We start from the raw sequence: 15,623 nt of genomic DNA, 5'->3' as shown, positions 1-15,623 counted from the left end.
GCGGCACTGTCCGCGAAGAACTCTCCAAACAACCTCGAAAGGAATTGCCATGAGCAAGGAAACTTACGTGCTCAAGGCCGAGGCGCGCGAACGGGTCGGTAAGGGGTCCTCCCGTGAACTTCGCCGCAACGGTTTTATCCCTGCAGTCATCTATGGTGACAAGCAGGCTCCTCTGTCGATCGTGCTCAACACGAACGAAGTCACGAAGCGCATTCACGCTGGCGGTTTCATGACCACCATCGCGACGATCGAATTCGACGGCAAGAAGATCCAGGTCCTCCCGAAGGACTACCAGCTGGATCCGGTCCGCGACTTCACCATGCATGTCGACTTCCTGCGCGTTTCGGCCAAGACTGAAGTCAACGTCGAAGTACCGGTACACTTCGAAAACGAAGACAAGTCGGCCATCAAGCAGGGCGCCGTTCTGAACATCGTCCGTCACACGGTCGAGTTCCATTGCCCGGCCGACCAGATCCCGGAATTCATCACGGTTGATCTGACCGACGCCAAGATCGGCGACAGCCTCCACATCTCGGCCGTTAAGCTGCCGAAGGGCGTGACACCTGTCATCACCGACCGCGACTTCACCATCGCGACGATCGTTGCACCTGCTGCAGGCGTCGAAGAAGAAGAAGCGACTGAGACTGCGGCTCCTGAAGCCGAATAAGACATTTTCGTCTTGTCTTTCTGAGAGCCCGCCTTCCACCGAAGGCGGGCTTTTACGTTTTTCGGTCAGGATTACGTAACCCTCTTTAAGATCCGCCCCGCTTTACTCTTCCCGGCTTCAGTAAAGCTTAATCAATGGCTGGAATTATCCGGCCAATTACTGTGTTGGGGAACACGCAGTCGGCGGCTAACACCGACTACAAGCAGGCGGGGAATACGGGTGGCTCATTCCGTTGAGAGTCGGTTCATAGCCATTATCTCGGGCGCGCTTCTGGCCGTCGTCGTGCCGTTGTTCACGCTGCTTTTGGCGTTGTCATCGCAGCAGGCGGTTCGGGCGCTCGAAGAGCATGTCGACATCGTTCTGGCGACGAACTCGCAAGCGCTTGCCAAGCCCCTCTGGGATCTCGATACCGAAAGCGTTCACCAGATCGCCGTCGCCATGGTGAAAGATCCGACCATCTACGCGGTTCGCGTAACCGACACGACGGGCAAACTGAATATATCGGAAGTCACGCCGCAGGAGATATCCCTGAGCGACCTGACGATCCGCTCGCAGCCCATCACCTACATGTCGAACTACGGCGCTCGCGTTGTCGGTAAGGTCAGCGTCAGCATCCCGACAATCGGCTGGTTCTCGAAGCTTCACGAATTCGAGTTCGCCTTCATCTCGATCTTCATCATCGCCATCCTGACCGTGTTCGGCGCCGCCATTCTCGGCAACCGCGTGATGGTGATCAAACCTCTTCTGCGTTTGACCGCCGCAATCGAAGCGACCCGTCGCCTCGGTTCTCGTCACCATGTCGACTGGCGCTCCACCGATGAAATGGGACGACTGGCCAAGAGCTTCAACGAGATGCAGACCCTTCTCGAACACGAGGAGCGCGAGCTGAAACTGGCACATCGCAAGACGACGCAGACCTACAATCTCACGCCGGCCATGCTGTTTTCGCTCGACGCAGACGACAGGATCGCCGCCGTCAGCGACTACTGGCTCGTTGCGACCGGGTACAGCCGATCTGACATATTGAACCTGCCCTTCTGCGAACTGGTGATGCCGGAAGACCGCAGCCTCTACCACAACAGGAAATCGCAGGTCCGATCGCGCGGACCGGCGTTCGAAGTCACCGTGCGCTTCATCTGTCAGTCCGGCAAGACGATGAACGTCCTTATCGCGGAGACCGAACTCGGTTCCGCGGGCGACGGCGAGACCGGCTCGCTGAGCGTGATGACCGACGTCACCGAGCTCAAGCAGTCAGAAATCCGCAACTATCAGCAGGCCATTTCCGACCACCTGACCGGTCTTCTCAACCGTCAGGGGTTCGAGGCGGCGCTTGAGCAGAAAATCATCGAGGCGGATCGCAACGGAACCGACATCGCCTGTCTGTTCGTTGATCTCGATCGGTTCAAATCGATCAACGACAATCTCGGTCATGCGGCCGGCGATCTCGTGCTTGGCCAGTTCGTCGAGCGGATGCTGCCGCTTTTGGGCGACCACGACGCGGCATCGCGCCTGGGCGGCGACGAGTTTGCCATTCTTCTGTGTGGCGAGGGGTCGGAACGGCGCGGCACCGAGCTGTGCCAGAGAATCGTCGAGTTCTTTGACGTTCCATTCCGCATCGAGACCAACAGTGTGCGCCTTAGCGCCAGTATCGGCCTTGCCTTCTACCCTGCCCATGCCGCAAGCGGCGCCGAGCTTCTACAGAAGTCGGATCTGGCCATGTATGCCCGCAAGCGCGACGGCAAGAACGGTGCGCAGGTCTATAATTCGGCCATCCTCGACAAGACGCGGGAACGTGCCGAAATCGAAACCGACATCGAAGCAGCGCTTGCCGCCAACTGGTTCGAAGCGCATCTCCAGCCGATCGTGGATATCAGGACCGGCGCCTGCAACGGCTTTGAAGCGCTCATGCGCATGCGCCATCCGCGCAAGGGGCTTGTTCCTCCGGGCGCAATCGTCAGCGTCGCCGAGGAAACCGGCACGATCGGCCAGATCGGCAATCTCATCCTTGAGGACGCCGTCGCCAATCTTGCCCGCATCTCCCGGATACCGGGCATGTCTGACACCTATGTCGCCGTCAACGTATCGCCGCTGCAATTCGATGCGAGCCTTCCCGTCAAGCTGTCAACCTTGCTCGGCCGCTACGCAATCCGCCCGTCCCGACTGGTCATCGAGATCACGGAGGCCGTGCTGATGCATGACAATCCGGAAATCCGCAGGCTGCTCGACGAGATCCGCAACATCGGTTGCCGCATCGCGCTTGACGACTTCGGAACCGGCTATTCCTCGCTCAGCTATCTCAGCCGTTTCCCGGTCGATATCGTCAAGATCGACCAATCCTTTATCCGGTCTCTCAACAATGGCGATGATGATATCGATCGTCGAAACAAGATGCTGATCGAAGGCATTGCCGCGATCTCGCACAAGATGAACTGCCATGTCGTCGCCGAAGGCGTCGAAACCGAATATCAGCGTTCGACACTCATCGACATGGGCATCGAATACGCTCAGGGTTACTACTTCGCACGACCGCAAGCGATCGGCGATGTCCTTACGATGTTGAATGCCGACCGAAGCGGCGACCGAATTGATTCTATTGCAAGCTGAAATCCCGGCCCTCGATGTGGAGCAGCAGATGTCCTCGATCAGGTGTGGCATGACAAGCGCAGCACTCGTCGTGCTTGCTCTCGCTGCAACAATCGGACCGTGGTCTTGCCTGCAGGCGCACGCCGCAGACAGGCTCCAGCTCAAGACAGAGCCCTATGCACCCTTCAGCTACCGTGATCAGAACGGGCGCTATGGCGGCGCGGGCATAGACCAGATCGATGTCATCATGCGGCAAGCGCAGATACCCTATGACGTTGAAATGATCCCTTGGGCGCGCGCCATCGCGCTCGCCGAGACCGAGCCGATGACCTGCGCCTTCTCGGCAGCGCAGACAGCGGACCGCAAGCCGCGGTTCAAATGGGTCATGACGATCTCCGTGAACCATACGATCCTGGTCAAGCGGGCGGGCTCGTCGATCCACGCCACGACGCTCGATGAGGCGAAGAGCTTTCTGATCGGAACCCATCGGCTCGACTTTACCGAGGACCTTTTGAAATCGATGGGATTTGCGAACCTCGATCTCAGCGCCGATTTCGACACGTCGCTGCGCAAGCTCGTCCGGGGCCGGATCGACATGATGCCCATGTCGGAAGGCGTCTATCAGAGGCTGAAGAACAATGGCACCGACGTCGAGAGGGTGGTTCCCCTCTCCGAGGAGAAGCTCGGCATTGCCTGTCAGAAAACAGTCCCGGACGCCTTGATCGCTAAAATGCAGTCCGCACTCGACAGCATGATCCGCGATGGCCGCCAGGACACGATCTACCGGCGTTACGGCCTCAAGGCCGAACACTGAGCAAGCGATCAGCGGTGCCAATCAGTCGGCAGGGACGAAACCGGGTTGACTTCCGTTCCGTTTCGGGGTGGTGAGACCACATCCTGTACGAAAATTCGGACGCACTTCATGTTGATCATTGCGGGTCTCGGCAATCCCGGCAGCAAGTACTCCGGCAATCGCCACAATATCGGCTTCATGGCGCTCGACGCCATCCAGCGGCGGCCGGGCTTTTCGCCATGGGCAAAGAAGTTCAAGGCCCTCATTTCCGAAGGCGAGCTCGCCGGCGACAAGGTTCTGCTGATCAAGCCGCAGACCTACATGAACCTGTCGGGCGAAGCGGTCGGCGAGGCCATGCGCTTCTACAAGCTCGGCCCCGAAAACATCATCGCGATCTATGATGAACTCGATCTGGCGCCCGGCAAGGCGCGCATCAAGACGGCTGGCGGACATGGCGGTCACAACGGCATCAAGTCGCTCGACGCTCATTGTGGCAAGGATTACCGCCGCCTGCGGCTCGGCATCGGCCATCCCGGCGCCAAGGAATTCGTCAACAACCACGTGCTCGGCGATTTCGACAAGCTGGATCAGGCCTGGTTGCCGCAGCTTCTCGATGCGCTCGCCGACAATGCCGAAATGCTGGTGAAGGGCGAGGATTCGCAGCTGATGAACAAGCTGGCCCTTGCCGTCGGCAGCCAGCCGGACGAGGACGAAAAGCCGAAGCCCACCCCGAAGGCGCCAAAACCAGCGGGCAAGAGCCATATCCACCAGGCGCGCGGCGGCATGAAACCGAACATCCCGGCCACCGGCCCGATGGCCGACATGCTGAAGAAACTGTTCGGCGACAAGGACAAGTAAGATGACACCAGATATGACCGCTCTCACGACCGAACTCGTCACGCTGCGCGATTACTGGCGCTATGCAATCTCGCGCTTCAACGCCGCCAATCTTTCCTTTGGCCACGGCACCACGACTGCCGGCGACGACGCGGCCTTTCTGCTGCTCGATACGCTCGACCTGCCGATCGACGCGCTCGATCCCTTCCTCGACGCCCGCCTCCTGCCGGCCGAGCGCAGGCTTCTCGCAGAGCGTATCGAGGCCCGCGTCACGACCCGCAAACCCTCCGCATATCTCACCGGCCGCGCCTATATCCAGGGCGTCCGGTTTCTAGTTGACGAGCGGGTCATCGTGCCACGCTCGCATATCGGCGAGATCCTGTTTCGCGAATATCTCGGTCCGAACGGATCGTCCTTCCTGCCCGACCAGATGATGGTCGAGACTGCTGTGGACATCTGCACGGGCTCCGGCTGCCTCGCGGTGCTCGCCGCCAAATTCTTCCCCAACGCCGCCGTCGATGCGGTCGATCTGTCGGCCGACGCGCTGGAAGTGGCAAAGCTGAACCTGCGGGAACACGAGGTCGAACAGCAGGTGAGCCTGCATCAGGGCGATCTGTTCCAGCCGCTCGCAGGCCGGAAATACGACCTGATCATCACCAACCCGCCCTATGTCGATCACGACGCGATGGATGGTTTCCCGGCGGAATTCCGTGCCGAGCCTTCGATGGCGTTCGATGGCGGTGTTGATGGTCTCGATCTGGTGCGGACATTGCTGGCAGACGCCGCAAACCACCTCAATCCCGAAGGCGGCATGATCTGCGAGATCGGCTCCGGCCGTGAAATCCTCGAGGAGGAATTTCCGGGTCTCGACTTCGTCTGGCTGGAAACCGAGGAATCGCAGGACGCGGTGTTCTGGATCTCCGCCGAAGCTCTCGGCGTCACCGCGGCGTGAGCGGACGACCGGCTATTCTTCAGGCTCGGTCGTGAACATCAGCGGAAAACCGGCTTCCTTGGCGAGATCGATCGCCTCGGTGGCCTTGGTCTCGGCAATATCCTTGGTGCAGACAACCACGACCGCCACACCCATCTGGTGGGCGGTCATCATCACCCGCCGGCCCGTATCCTCGCTCATCCGGAACACGGCTTTCAGAACCATGGTCACGAATTCGCGCGGCGTATAGTCGTCGTTGACGAGCATAACCTTGTAGAGCTTCGGCCGCTCCAGCTTGGGCTTTGTCGTCGTCTTCGGCGTGAGGGTGGTGTCTCCGGCCATCCGCATCTCCTGATGACGTTCGCCATGCTCAAACAGCAATGATTGTATGCTGGCTATATCGCACCGACGGGTCGGAAATTCAAGCAACTGCGGTGATTTGCCCGATTGGGACCGGTGGGTCTGACTTGTGTTTGCATCGCAAGCCGACGTCTCGTTTCCGATTCCTGTTTTGCGTCGTTACCAGCGTCCCGCCGCCTCCCCCAAGCCGCCAACCCTTGACCGCCCGGCCTGTTTCCCCCATAGCCACGGCAACGAACAATTCTAGTCAGACGGGGTCCGTCCCATGGGTTTCAAATGCGGTATCGTCGGCCTGCCGAATGTCGGCAAGTCCACGCTCTTTAACGCTCTCACCAAGACTGCAGCGGCGCAGGCTGCCAACTATCCGTTCTGCACGATCGAGCCGAACACCGGCGAGGTCGCGGTTCCGGATCCGCGCATGCAGCAGCTGGCCACCATCGCCGGCTCCAAGGAAATCATTCCGACCCGTATCTCCTTCGTCGATATCGCCGGCCTCGTGCGCGGCGCCTCGAAGGGTGAAGGCCTCGGCAACAAGTTCCTCGCCAATATCCGCGAAGTCGATGCTGTCGTGCACGTGCTGCGCTGCTTCGAAGACGACGACATTACCCATGTCGAAGGCCGTATCAATCCGGTCGGCGATGCCGAGACGATCGAGACCGAGCTCATGCTCGCCGACCTCGAAAGCCTGGAGCGCCGCGTCGAACAGACCCGCAAGCGCGCCAAGACCAACGACAAGGAATCCGTCGCCCAGCTGCCGGTCATGGAAGCCGTCATCAAGCTTCTCAACGACGGAAAGCCTGCCCGCATTCTTCTGAAGACGCTGGCAGCCGACGACATCGAGATTTTGAAGGCTCTAAACCTCCTGACCTCGCATCCCGTCCTCTACGTCTGCAACGTCGCCGAAAGCGATGCCGTCGATGGCAACGAGCACACCAAGGCCGTGGCAGAGATGGCCAAGGAACAGGGTGCCGAATGCGTCATCATCTCGGCCGCCATCGAATCCGAAGTCGCGCAGCTGCCGGAAGACGAAGCCAAGGAATTCCTCTCGGCGCTCGGCCTTGAAGAAGCAGGTCTCGATCGCCTCATCCGCGCCGGTTACAACCTCCTTCACCTGATCACCTATTTCACGGTCGGCCCCAAGGAAACCCGCGCCTGGACGATCGTCCGCGGCACCAAGGCCCCGGCCGCTGCCGGCGTCATCCACACGGATTTCGAACGCGGCTTCATCCGCGCCTTCACCATCGGCTTTGACGACTACGTCGCCTTCAAGGGCGAAGTCGGCGCCAAGGAAGCCGGCAAGGGCCGCGACGAAGGCAAGGAATATGTCGTGAACGACGGCGATGTGATCCACTTCCGCTTCAACACCTGATCGGGACACCGCGGAGGCGCGAACGCGATGACGGAAATCGAATATCACTTCGAGGACTTCACCCCGGATCGCACCTTCCCGCTCGCGAATAAGCTTGTGACGGCCGAGGAAATCGTCGAGTTCGCCACCGAATTCGACCCTCAGCCGATGCATCTCGATGAAGCTGCCGGCCGCGCCAGCATTCTCGGCGGTCTCTCGGCGTCCGGCTGGCATACATCGTCGATGTTCATGCGGATGATGTATGACGGCTGGCTGTCGCGCGCCGCGTCCGAAGGCTCGCCCGGCATAGAGCTGATGGAATGGAAAAAGCCGGTCCTCGCCGGCGACACGCTGTCGGGCCGCTCCACCGTGGCCTCGACCCGCCTGCTCCGCTCCCGCCCGACCATCGGCCTCGTCAACTTCCTGCACGAAGTCACCAACCAGCGCGGCCAGATCGTCATGCGCGGTGAAAACCCGATCATGATCCGGCTTCGCCATCCGGTCGAGGCCACGTCATGAGGCTGATCGAACTCTCACCCCCCGGCACGCGGATCGAAACCGGCACGCTGCTCTTCACCGCTGATGACATCATCCGGTTCGCCCGGAAATTCGATCCGCAACCCTTCCATGTGGATGCGGAAGCCGCAAAACACTACGTCTTCGGCGGGCTCTGCGCCTCCGGCTGGCACACCTGCGCCGGTTGGATGAAGACGTTCATGGTCTATTGGACAGCGGAAGTCGCACGCCTCGAAGCCGCCGGCCTCGCCGCCCCGAAACTCGGCCCTTCCGCCGGCTTCAAGTCGCTACAATGGCTGAAACCCGTCTATGCCGGCGACAGCATCACCTATTCCGTGACCCTGATCGAATCGCGCCCGCTCACAAGCCGCCCCGGCACGTTCATCAACCTGACGGCAAATGACGGCGTGAACCAGCACGGTGAAACGGTGCTTCGCTACGAAGGCACCGTTCTCGAATTCACCTGAACGCCCGCTATCGCACGGCGATAGCAGCAACGCCCGCCCCCACCATCACCGCTCCGCAGCCCCGGTTGACGCGCCGCAGAACCGCTGGGCGCTTGAGTGCCATTCGTGCACGGCCTGCCAGAACCACGTGGCCGCCGATCACCAGAACCTCGACGGCGACGATGACAAGCGCCAAAACGCCGGCCTGCTCGATCGTGAGATTGGGTCCAACGACGTTGGGCAGGAGCGCTATGTAAAAGAGCGGCATTTTCGGATTGCCGAGATTGAGAAGGACACCGGTCGCAAATGTCGCCACCAGCCCCGACCGGCCCGTTACCACGGCATGATCGGCCGGAACCGGCTCGGCAAACCACAACCGCACGCCCATCCAGACCAGATAGGCAGCCCCGGCATAGCGCAGCACCGTCATTGCCATGCCCAGCTCCTCCGCCACCAGCGACAGGCCGAACACGGCGAGGAACAGAAAGATCAGGATGCCGGTGACCGTTCCGGCTCCGTAGGCGATACCGGCGGCCGCACCGTGCGACACCGTACGGGCCATGATCGTCACATTGTCGGGTCCGGGACTTGCCGCGAAAACCAGAAACGCGGCGGCAAAGGCAGTCAGGCTTGCGATATCCATGGCCGTCTCCCCGAGGCTCCGGTCAAGTCCGGAACGGGTGAAGGATATCGCCTCCGCCGCCGGTCGCAATCCTCAAAACCGGCGGCATTTGCGGATTTTCGTTAGTGCACTTCGAATTCGATCAGCGTGCGCACTTCGACGCCGAGGGCTTCCAGCTTTTTGCGGCCGCCGAGTTCCGGCAGGTCGATGACGAAACAGGCGGATACGATCTCCGCACCCATCTGGCGCAGCAGCTTCACCGCACCTTCGGCCGTGCCGCCGGTCGCGATCAGGTCGTCGGTCAGGATGACTTTCTCGCCGGGCTTGACCGCATCGACATGCATTTCCATCTCGTCGACGCCGTATTCGAGGCTGTAGGCCACGCGCACGGTCTCGTGCGGCAGCTTGCCCTTCTTGCGGATCGGCACGAACCCTGCCGAGAGCTGGTGCGCCAGTGCACCACCGAGAATAAAGCCACGCGCCTCGATACCGGCCACTTGGGCGATGGACATGTCGGCATAAGGTTTCACCAGATCGTCCACCGCCTGACGGAACGCCTTGGCATCGCCAAGCAGCGTCGTGATGTCGCGAAAGATGATACCTGGTTTCGGGTAATCACGGATGGCACGGATGGAGGCGGCGAGTGTGTCGTCACGGGAGGACATTGGGGCGGGAGCCTTGTTTGTTGTTCGTTGCTAAAGGAAAGCAATAGGCAGCTGCGGTCGACATTGTCCAGATCAAACCGCGCACTACCCGCCGACCCAACAGTGCCCCCCAGCGACGCATTCTCGTCCGCCGTCTCTTCAACCAAAACCGATCTGAGTATTCACCGCAATCGATACCTGCACTCTCGACATTCCGCCATCCATTAGAAATCACGAATAAGTAAACTGTCGCCTGGCCCTCGCATAACGCGCTGGCTCGTTTGAATGCGGAAGAGCGATTTTCCGATTCATCATCACTTTATTTGATTTGGAGTAAATTAGTTACTTGCGAAAGAAACGGCATTAATGTTTCGTTAACAAATTGGACCGCAGTCTAGGGTTGGCAACATTGCCAATTTCTATCAAAGCGCGAATGATCGCGCCCATTGAGGTCCTTCATGACGAAGACAATACTCGCGACGATTTTCGCCGCTACAGCCCTTTCCCTGACGTCCAGCGCCGCATTTGCCCAGACACTGGATGCCAACATGGATGTCTCCATGACCGTGGCTGCCGAATGCACGCTTGCCACTGATCCGGTAGCCTTCGGCAATCAGGCCCTGATCGATGTAGCCGTAGAGGTCCCCGGAAACATGACCGTGCAATGCACGGCGAATGCGCCCTATCAGATACAGCTTGGTGTCGGCAATGGCGCCCTGGCAACCGTTGAAACCCGCTTTATGACAGGCGTAGCCAACGGTGGTCTGGCGACCTATACGGTTCACCAGGGCTTGGCGACCGGTCCGATCTGGGGCGCCACCCTCGGTACGAACACGCTTGACGGCACCGCGACTGGCGCAGCAGACGTCATTCCGTTCACGGCAGTGCTTGCAGCGAACCAGAGCGTCCAGGCTGATACCTACGCCGACGTCTTGATCGCAACGATCAACTACTAAGCACGAAGCTTGCGGCAAGCTCCGGCGGCGCGGCGTGTCGCTAACCTGAAAATAAGGATGACAAGATGATCTCCATGCGCTTCATGGCAGCGAGCCTATTCGCATGCCTGATAGCCGGCGGTGCCGGAGCAGCTGCTTTGAGGGTTTCTCCGATCACTTTGGATCTGAAAGCCTCTTCCCCCACGGGAACGGTTCGGGTGTGGGAAGACGGGTTGCGGCCGGTCAAGGTGCAGGTGCGGGTTTTTCGCTGGACGAAGGTCAATGGCAAGGATCGCCTGGATCCCACCACGGACGTGGTTGCCAGCCCCCCGGTCACCACGCTGAAGCCTGGTACTGAGAACTCGATCAGAGTTGTCCGTGTCAGCAAGAAGCCGATTGTCGGAACAGAGTCCTACCGGCTTCTGATCGATCAGCTGCCCGAGGCCGGGCGAAAGACCCCCGGTCAGGTCAGCGTCATGATCCGGCATTCGATCCCCGTTCGGTTTACCGACTAGGGGGTCGGTCGCATGGCGCGTCAGACAGCCCTGCTCCTGGCGCGCTTGTGCCTCGCCGTCCTCGTCCTGCCGACCGCAGGTCATGCGGCATCCGGGGATACGTCTCCGGATGCCGATCTGGCGGCCGACGCCGATCCTTTTGACGTCCCTGCGGCCACCGATACGGGCGGGCCGAGCGACCTCTATCTGTACGTATCGATCAACGGCGTAAAGACCAATCTCGTTGCCGCCTTCCGGCAGGCACCGGACGGATCCCTCTCGATCGATATCGAGCAGCTGCGCAATATCGGCATCAAGCCCGCCAAGACGGCAATCGGCGCCGATGGCCGCGTGACGATCGATCAGCTACCATCAGTCACCTTCGTCTACGACGATCTGCAGCAAACGATCGATTTTACCGCATCGAACGGCGAACGCGCGCCAAAAATCATCGACGCCAAGGCGCGGCGCGGCGGTGCGCCGAAGAGACCGAGACTGAAGGCGCAATCCTCGTCCGGTGCACTCCTCAACTACAATATCGTCGCGTCTTCCGACAATTCCGAAAAGGATTCGCGGTTCGGCTTCACCGGTGTGAGCGGCGCTTTCGAAGCCCTGTATTTCAGCCCGCTGGGCGTCCTCAGCAATACATTTATCGCCAGCACCTCGGACGATACATACTACGGCTCGACGCGCCTGGACACGACCTGGCGCTATTCGGATCAGGACTCGATGATCACCTACAGCGCCGGTGACGTCATCACCGGCGGCCTGAACTGGACGCGCCCGACCCGTCTTGGAGGCCTGCAGGTGCAACGCAGCTTCTCGCTGCGATCCGACCTGGTCACCTTTCCCGTGCCGGAACTGTCGGCCAGTGCTGCCGTGCCTTCCACCGTCGATGTCTATCTCAATGATGCCAAGCGCTTTTCCAGTTCGGTCGGCGCAGGTCCGTTCGACATCACCAACCTGCCCTTCGTCGACGGAAGCGGCAATGCCCGGGTTGTCGTCACCGACGCTCAAGGGCAGCAGGTGTCGACCGAAAGCAGCTTCATCGCGTCCAGTCAGATGCTCGCCCGCGGGCTTTACGATTTCTCCGCCGAGCTGGGCTTTGCGCGACACGGCTACGGGATCGACTCGAACGACTACGATTCCCGCCCTTACGGATCGCTGACCCTGCGCACCGGCGCGACCAACTGGCTGACGATGGAAGGCCATGCCGAGGGCGGCGCGGATCTCGTCCATGGCGGCGTCGGCGCCGTGTTCGCCGCGCCTTGGAGTGGCGTCATCTCGCTCTCTGGCGCTGGCAGCTATCACGACGGTGGAATAGGCGAGCAGGTTGGCATGACCTGGGAGAGACAGATGCGAGGCTTTCACCTCAGAGCCCGCATGCAGCGCAGCTTCGGCAGTTTTCAGGACATTGCCTCGGTCACAGCCGACAAGCGCAGCTCAACCGACGGGATCTTGCTGGGATCAGCGGCGCCGCCCAAGGCGCTCGATCAGGTATCCGTCTCGGTCCCAATGCCGTTCGACCGATCGAACCTGAACTTCAGCTTTACCAATGCCGAGACCGCAGAAGGTGACCGGCAGCGTATCCTCGGCCTTTCCTACAGCCGCCCGGTGTTCACCGACAGCACGTTTTCCGTGTCCGCGATCAAGAGCCTGACCGACGGCACTGTCGGAATCTATGCGAGCCTCTTCGTCCCGATCGGCAAGCGGATCTCGGCCACCACATCGGTAGCATCGCAGTCAGACGAAACCAGCGTGACGCAGACGGTCAGCCGCACGCTGGGTCAGCAGATCGGCGACTACGGCTGGAGCGTTGGCCGGACGCAGTCGGAAAACGCGATCAACTCGGCAGCCGTCAGCTACCGCGCTTCGGCGGCAAAAGTGGCGGCGCGCGTCGACCAACGCGGCAGCAAGACAAGGGCCAGTGTGACCGTTGATGGAGCTCTGGTCGCGGCCGGAGGCGGCGTCTTCGCGTCCAACCGCATCAACGACGCGTTCGCCATCGTCGATGCAGGCGCGCCCGGCGTCGAGGTCCAGCATGAGAACAGACCAGCCGGCCGCACAAACAGCGGCGGCAAGCTGCTCCTTCCGAACCTGCGCTCCTATCAGGAAAACCACATTGCGATCGACCCCGAGGATCTGCCGCTCGACGCCGTCGTCAACACCACCCGCACCGTCGTGGTGCCGGCCGACCGATCGGGGATCGTCGTCAACTTCGAGGTCGACGTCGATGCGAACGCCGCACTGGTGACCTTCTCCGGACCGGACGGAAAACCCATCGCAGTCGGCGCCAGCGGCACGACGAAGACCGGATCGGAACCTTTCGTCGTCGGCTATGACGGCCAGACGCTCGTGGAAAATCTGAAAGCCAGCAACCGCCTCACCCTGACGCTGCCGGATGAGACCACCTGCGTGGCAACCTTCCAATACAAGCCCCAGCGGGGCAAACAGGTGAGTATTACCGATGCGATATGCCAGCCTTAAGCGCCTCAGAACGCTTCTTCTCCAGGCCGGGATCGGCCTGCTCCTCTATGGAGCCGGCGCCGCCGACGCCGCGGCCGCAAGCTGCACGGTCGACATCGACTCCGCCAATTTCGGCAATGTCGATACGCTCTCGGGCGCATCCGCCGATGCGACGGCGCAGGTTTCGATCAGTTGCAGCGGCGTCAGCGCCAACGCAACGGCGGTCACGCTCTGCGGCAATCTCGGCAGCGGTAGCGGTGGCACATCCGGCGGGACCCGCACCATGCGGTCGGGCGCGAACGAACTCGGCTACCAGCTCTACGCCGACGCCGGCCGCGCGACCCGTTGGGGTTCGTATGACGATACGACACTCGGCCAGCCACGGACGATCCGCATCGCCGCATCTGATGGCGAGGCCAATGGCGTTGTGACGCTATACGGCGCGCTGTCTGCAGGCCAGACGAGCGCTGGCACCGGCACCTACCTCTCCTCCTTCACCACCGGCGAAGTACGGTTCTACTATGAAGAGGGAAGTACCCTCGACTGCACTGCACCGACCTCGGCGACACTGGCGCAGGCAAGCTTTACCGTCCAGGCAACAGTTGCGGCAAACTGCCTGATCGCCGTTTCAAACCTTGATTTCGGTCTTCACGGCCTGATCGATTCCGAAGTGACCGCAAGCGGCGGGGTCGACGTCACCTGCACGCCGAACTCGACCTATAGCATCGCCATGGATGGCGGCCTGGCTGCGGCCACCAACCCGGAACAACGGCTGATGCGCTCCGGTACCAACACGATCGCTTACGGCCTTTACGCCGATCAGGCCCATTCTCGACCCTGGGGTGCGACAGGCAGCGCACTGGTCTCCGGCACGGGGGCCGGCGCGGTGCAGTCGATACCTGTCTTTGGCCGCGTTGCTCCGCAACCGGCTGCCGTCGGCAACTACACAGACACGGTCATCGTCACCGTCACCTATTTCTGACCTCTGCCGAAGGACGGGGCTGCCCGGACCTCTGAGCGGCCAGTCGCAAGACAACAAAAAAGGCGGCCGAAGCCGCCTTTTCCATGAAGACTTTCAAGATCAATGCGGCTTGCGGGCATAGACCGATTTCTTGGTCAGATAAATCAGCCCGGTGAAGATGACGAGGAAGATCATCACCATGAAACCGGTGCGCTTGCGCTCTTCCAGATGCGGCTCTGCCGTCCACATCAGGAAGGCTGCCACGTCCTTGGAATACTGGTCCACCGTCTGCGGCGTGCCGTCTTCGTAGCTCACCTGATCGTTGCTGAGCGGCGGCGCCATGGCAAGCGCTGCGGCATTGGCGAAGTACGGATTATAATGCGTGCCCGGCGCCACTTCCGTGCCCGCAGGCGGATCCTGATACCCGGTCAGCAGCGCATGGATATAGTCCGGCCCGCCTTCCTGATACTGCGTCCCGATGTCGAACACGAACTGCGGGAAGCCGCGGGTGATGCCGCGCGCCTTGGCAAGCAACGACATATCCGGCGGTGCAGCACCGTTATTGGCCGCCGCCGCTGCCTGGGCGTTCGGATAGGGCGACGGGAAGTGGTCCGATGGTACGGCCTTGCGGGTAAACATCTCGCCGTCGTCGTTCGGACCGTCCTGCACCTCGTAATTGGCCGCAAGCGCCTTCACCTGACCGTCCGAATAGCCGAGATCCTCAAGCGTGCGGAACGACACGAGCCGCATCGAATGGCAGGCGGAACAGACTTCCGTATAGACCTTGAGGCCGCGCTGCAGCTGGCCCTTGTCGTAGTGGCCGAAGGGACCGGCAAAGGTCCAGTCCACAGGTTCCGGATGACGCAGCGGATAATGCGGCGTGCCGCCTTCCGCATGGTCACCGCCGCCGCCACCGGCTGTGCCGGCGCCGACGTCATGCTTTTCCTGCGCGCTCAACGATCCCATGGTGAGGCCAAGTGCCAGTGTGAGCGAAGCGAGGCCGAGTGTGATCTTCTTCAT

16 protein-coding genes are annotated in these 15,623 nt (G+C 61.0%); 12 read left to right on the top strand and 4 right to left on the bottom strand.

The annotated features are described in order from the left end of the window. Window positions 1-49: 49 nt before the first annotated feature. The 5 genes from BLW69_RS05240 (at window position 50) to prmB (ending at window position 5,832) form a co-directional block, all read left to right on the top strand. A complete protein-coding gene (locus tag BLW69_RS05240; RefSeq protein WP_062455789.1) occupies window positions 50-667 on the top strand; it encodes a 50S ribosomal protein L25/general stress protein Ctc in 618 nt (205 codons plus the stop codon). 219 nt (window positions 668-886) lie between these two features. Continuing rightward, window positions 887-3,271, top strand: coding sequence for a putative bifunctional diguanylate cyclase/phosphodiesterase (locus tag BLW69_RS05235; RefSeq protein WP_092660378.1), 2,385 nt, complete (start codon window positions 887-889; stop codon window positions 3,269-3,271). Beyond that, window positions 3,252-4,064 (top strand): substrate-binding periplasmic protein, encoded by an 813-nt coding sequence (locus tag BLW69_RS05230; RefSeq protein ID WP_244508744.1) that lies wholly within the window; start codon window positions 3,252-3,254, stop codon window positions 4,062-4,064. The genes BLW69_RS05235 and BLW69_RS05230 overlap by 20 nt, the downstream gene beginning before the upstream one ends. A 108-nt stretch (window positions 4,065-4,172) precedes the next feature. Further along, window positions 4,173-4,901: an aminoacyl-tRNA hydrolase gene (gene pth, locus BLW69_RS05225; protein ID WP_062455780.1), complete on the top strand. Its 729-nt coding sequence runs from the start codon at window positions 4,173-4,175 to the stop codon at window positions 4,899-4,901. A 1-nt stretch (window position 4,902) separates the two neighbouring features. Next, window positions 4,903-5,832 carry a 50S ribosomal protein L3 N(5)-glutamine methyltransferase gene (prmB, locus tag BLW69_RS05220; protein ID WP_092660376.1) on the top strand — a complete coding sequence of 310 codons (930 nt, stop codon included), beginning with the start codon at window positions 4,903-4,905 and terminating at the stop codon, window positions 5,830-5,832. 12 nt (window positions 5,833-5,844) lie between these two features. Here the strand turns inward: prmB and clpS are convergent, their stop codons facing one another. Next, entirely contained in the window at window positions 5,845-6,153 is a 309-nt protein-coding gene (gene clpS / locus BLW69_RS05215; RefSeq protein WP_062455774.1) for an ATP-dependent Clp protease adapter ClpS, read from the bottom strand. A gap of 283 nt (window positions 6,154-6,436) precedes the next feature. Here clpS and ychF point away from each other — a divergent pair, with 283 nt between their 5' ends. From ychF to BLW69_RS05200, 3 genes are read left to right on the top strand one after another with little or no spacing between them, the layout of a single operon-like run. Next, a complete protein-coding gene (ychF, locus tag BLW69_RS05210) occupies window positions 6,437-7,540 on the top strand; it encodes a redox-regulated ATPase YchF (protein ID WP_092660374.1) in 1,104 nt (367 codons plus the stop codon). A 27-nt stretch (window positions 7,541-7,567) separates the two neighbouring features. Next, complete coding sequence (locus BLW69_RS05205; protein WP_092660372.1) at window positions 7,568-8,038, top strand: MaoC family dehydratase; 471 nt, start codon at window positions 7,568-7,570, stop codon at window positions 8,036-8,038. After that, complete coding sequence (locus BLW69_RS05200) at window positions 8,035-8,502, top strand: MaoC family dehydratase (RefSeq protein WP_092660370.1); 468 nt, start codon at window positions 8,035-8,037, stop codon at window positions 8,500-8,502. The genes BLW69_RS05205 and BLW69_RS05200 overlap by 4 nt, the downstream gene beginning before the upstream one ends. Window positions 8,503-8,509: 7 nt before the next feature. Here the strand turns inward: BLW69_RS05200 and BLW69_RS05195 are convergent, their stop codons facing one another. Next, the gene (locus BLW69_RS05195; protein WP_092660368.1) at window positions 8,510-9,124 is read right to left on the bottom strand and encodes a LysE family translocator; all 615 of its coding nucleotides are present in this window, start codon (window positions 9,122-9,124) and stop codon (window positions 8,510-8,512) included. A gap of 101 nt (window positions 9,125-9,225) precedes the next feature. Beyond that, window positions 9,226-9,768, bottom strand: a complete 543-nt coding sequence (locus BLW69_RS05190) for an adenine phosphoribosyltransferase (protein ID WP_092660366.1) — start codon at window positions 9,766-9,768, stop codon at window positions 9,226-9,228. Between the two features lie 437 nt (window positions 9,769-10,205). Here BLW69_RS05190 and BLW69_RS05185 point away from each other — a divergent pair, with 437 nt between their 5' ends. The 4 genes from BLW69_RS05185 (at window position 10,206) to BLW69_RS05170 (ending at window position 14,624) form a co-directional block, all read left to right on the top strand. Continuing rightward, a complete protein-coding gene (locus tag BLW69_RS05185; RefSeq protein ID WP_092660363.1) occupies window positions 10,206-10,703 on the top strand; it encodes a Csu type fimbrial protein in 498 nt (165 codons plus the stop codon). A 65-nt stretch (window positions 10,704-10,768) separates the two neighbouring features. After that, on the top strand, window positions 10,769-11,197 hold the full coding sequence (locus tag BLW69_RS05180) for a fimbrial biogenesis chaperone (RefSeq protein WP_062455754.1): 429 nt from the start codon (window positions 10,769-10,771) through the stop codon (window positions 11,195-11,197). 12 nt (window positions 11,198-11,209) lie between these two features. Further along, window positions 11,210-13,663, top strand: a complete 2,454-nt coding sequence (locus BLW69_RS05175) for a fimbria/pilus outer membrane usher protein (protein ID WP_092660361.1) — start codon at window positions 11,210-11,212, stop codon at window positions 13,661-13,663. Then, on the top strand, window positions 13,644-14,624 hold the full coding sequence (locus tag BLW69_RS05170) for a Csu type fimbrial protein (protein WP_092660359.1): 981 nt from the start codon (window positions 13,644-13,646) through the stop codon (window positions 14,622-14,624). Before BLW69_RS05175 ends, BLW69_RS05170 begins: the two co-directional genes overlap by 20 nt. Before the next feature lie 99 nt (window positions 14,625-14,723). Here the strand turns inward: BLW69_RS05170 and BLW69_RS05165 are convergent, their stop codons facing one another. After that, complete coding sequence (locus BLW69_RS05165) at window positions 14,724-15,623, bottom strand: cytochrome c1 (protein ID WP_092660357.1); 900 nt, start codon at window positions 15,621-15,623, stop codon at window positions 14,724-14,726.

This window comes from Rhizobium sp. NFR12, assembly GCF_900108545.1.
In the GTDB taxonomy this organism is placed as follows: Bacteria; Pseudomonadota; Alphaproteobacteria; order Rhizobiales; family Rhizobiaceae; genus Neorhizobium; species Neorhizobium soli.
This window is presented reverse-complemented; position numbering and strand designations above follow the sequence as displayed.

Bases quoted from the DNA above. Each gene is read 5' to 3' on its own strand.
- BLW69_RS05170 (WP_092660359.1), top strand. From the start codon at position 13,644: ATGCGATATGCCAGCCTTAAGCGCCTCAGAACGCTTCTTCTCCAGGCC.
- pth (WP_062455780.1), top strand. From the start codon at position 4,173: ATGTTGATCATTGCGGGTCTCGGCAATCCCGGCAGCAAGTACTCCGGC.
- ychF (WP_092660374.1), top strand. From the start codon at position 6,437: ATGGGTTTCAAATGCGGTATCGTCGGCCTGCCGAATGTCGGCAAGTCC.
- BLW69_RS05205 (WP_092660372.1), top strand. From the start codon at position 7,568: ATGACGGAAATCGAATATCACTTCGAGGACTTCACCCCGGATCGCACC.
- BLW69_RS05190 (WP_092660366.1), bottom strand. From the start codon at position 9,768: ATGTCCTCCCGTGACGACACACTCGCCGCCTCCATCCGTGCCATCCGT.
- BLW69_RS05175 (WP_092660361.1), top strand. From the start codon at position 11,210: ATGGCGCGTCAGACAGCCCTGCTCCTGGCGCGCTTGTGCCTCGCCGTC.
- BLW69_RS05240 (WP_062455789.1), top strand. From the start codon at position 50: ATGAGCAAGGAAACTTACGTGCTCAAGGCCGAGGCGCGCGAACGGGTC.
- clpS (WP_062455774.1), bottom strand. From the start codon at position 6,153: ATGGCCGGAGACACCACCCTCACGCCGAAGACGACGACAAAGCCCAAG.
- BLW69_RS05180 (WP_062455754.1), top strand. From the start codon at position 10,769: ATGATCTCCATGCGCTTCATGGCAGCGAGCCTATTCGCATGCCTGATA.
- BLW69_RS05165 (WP_092660357.1), bottom strand. From the start codon at position 15,623: ATGAAGAAGATCACACTCGGCCTCGCTTCGCTCACACTGGCACTTGGC.
- prmB (WP_092660376.1), top strand. From the start codon at position 4,903: ATGACACCAGATATGACCGCTCTCACGACCGAACTCGTCACGCTGCGC.
- BLW69_RS05195 (WP_092660368.1), bottom strand. From the start codon at position 9,124: ATGGATATCGCAAGCCTGACTGCCTTTGCCGCCGCGTTTCTGGTTTTC.
- BLW69_RS05200 (WP_092660370.1), top strand. From the start codon at position 8,035: ATGAGGCTGATCGAACTCTCACCCCCCGGCACGCGGATCGAAACCGGC.
- BLW69_RS05185 (WP_092660363.1), top strand. From the start codon at position 10,206: ATGACGAAGACAATACTCGCGACGATTTTCGCCGCTACAGCCCTTTCC.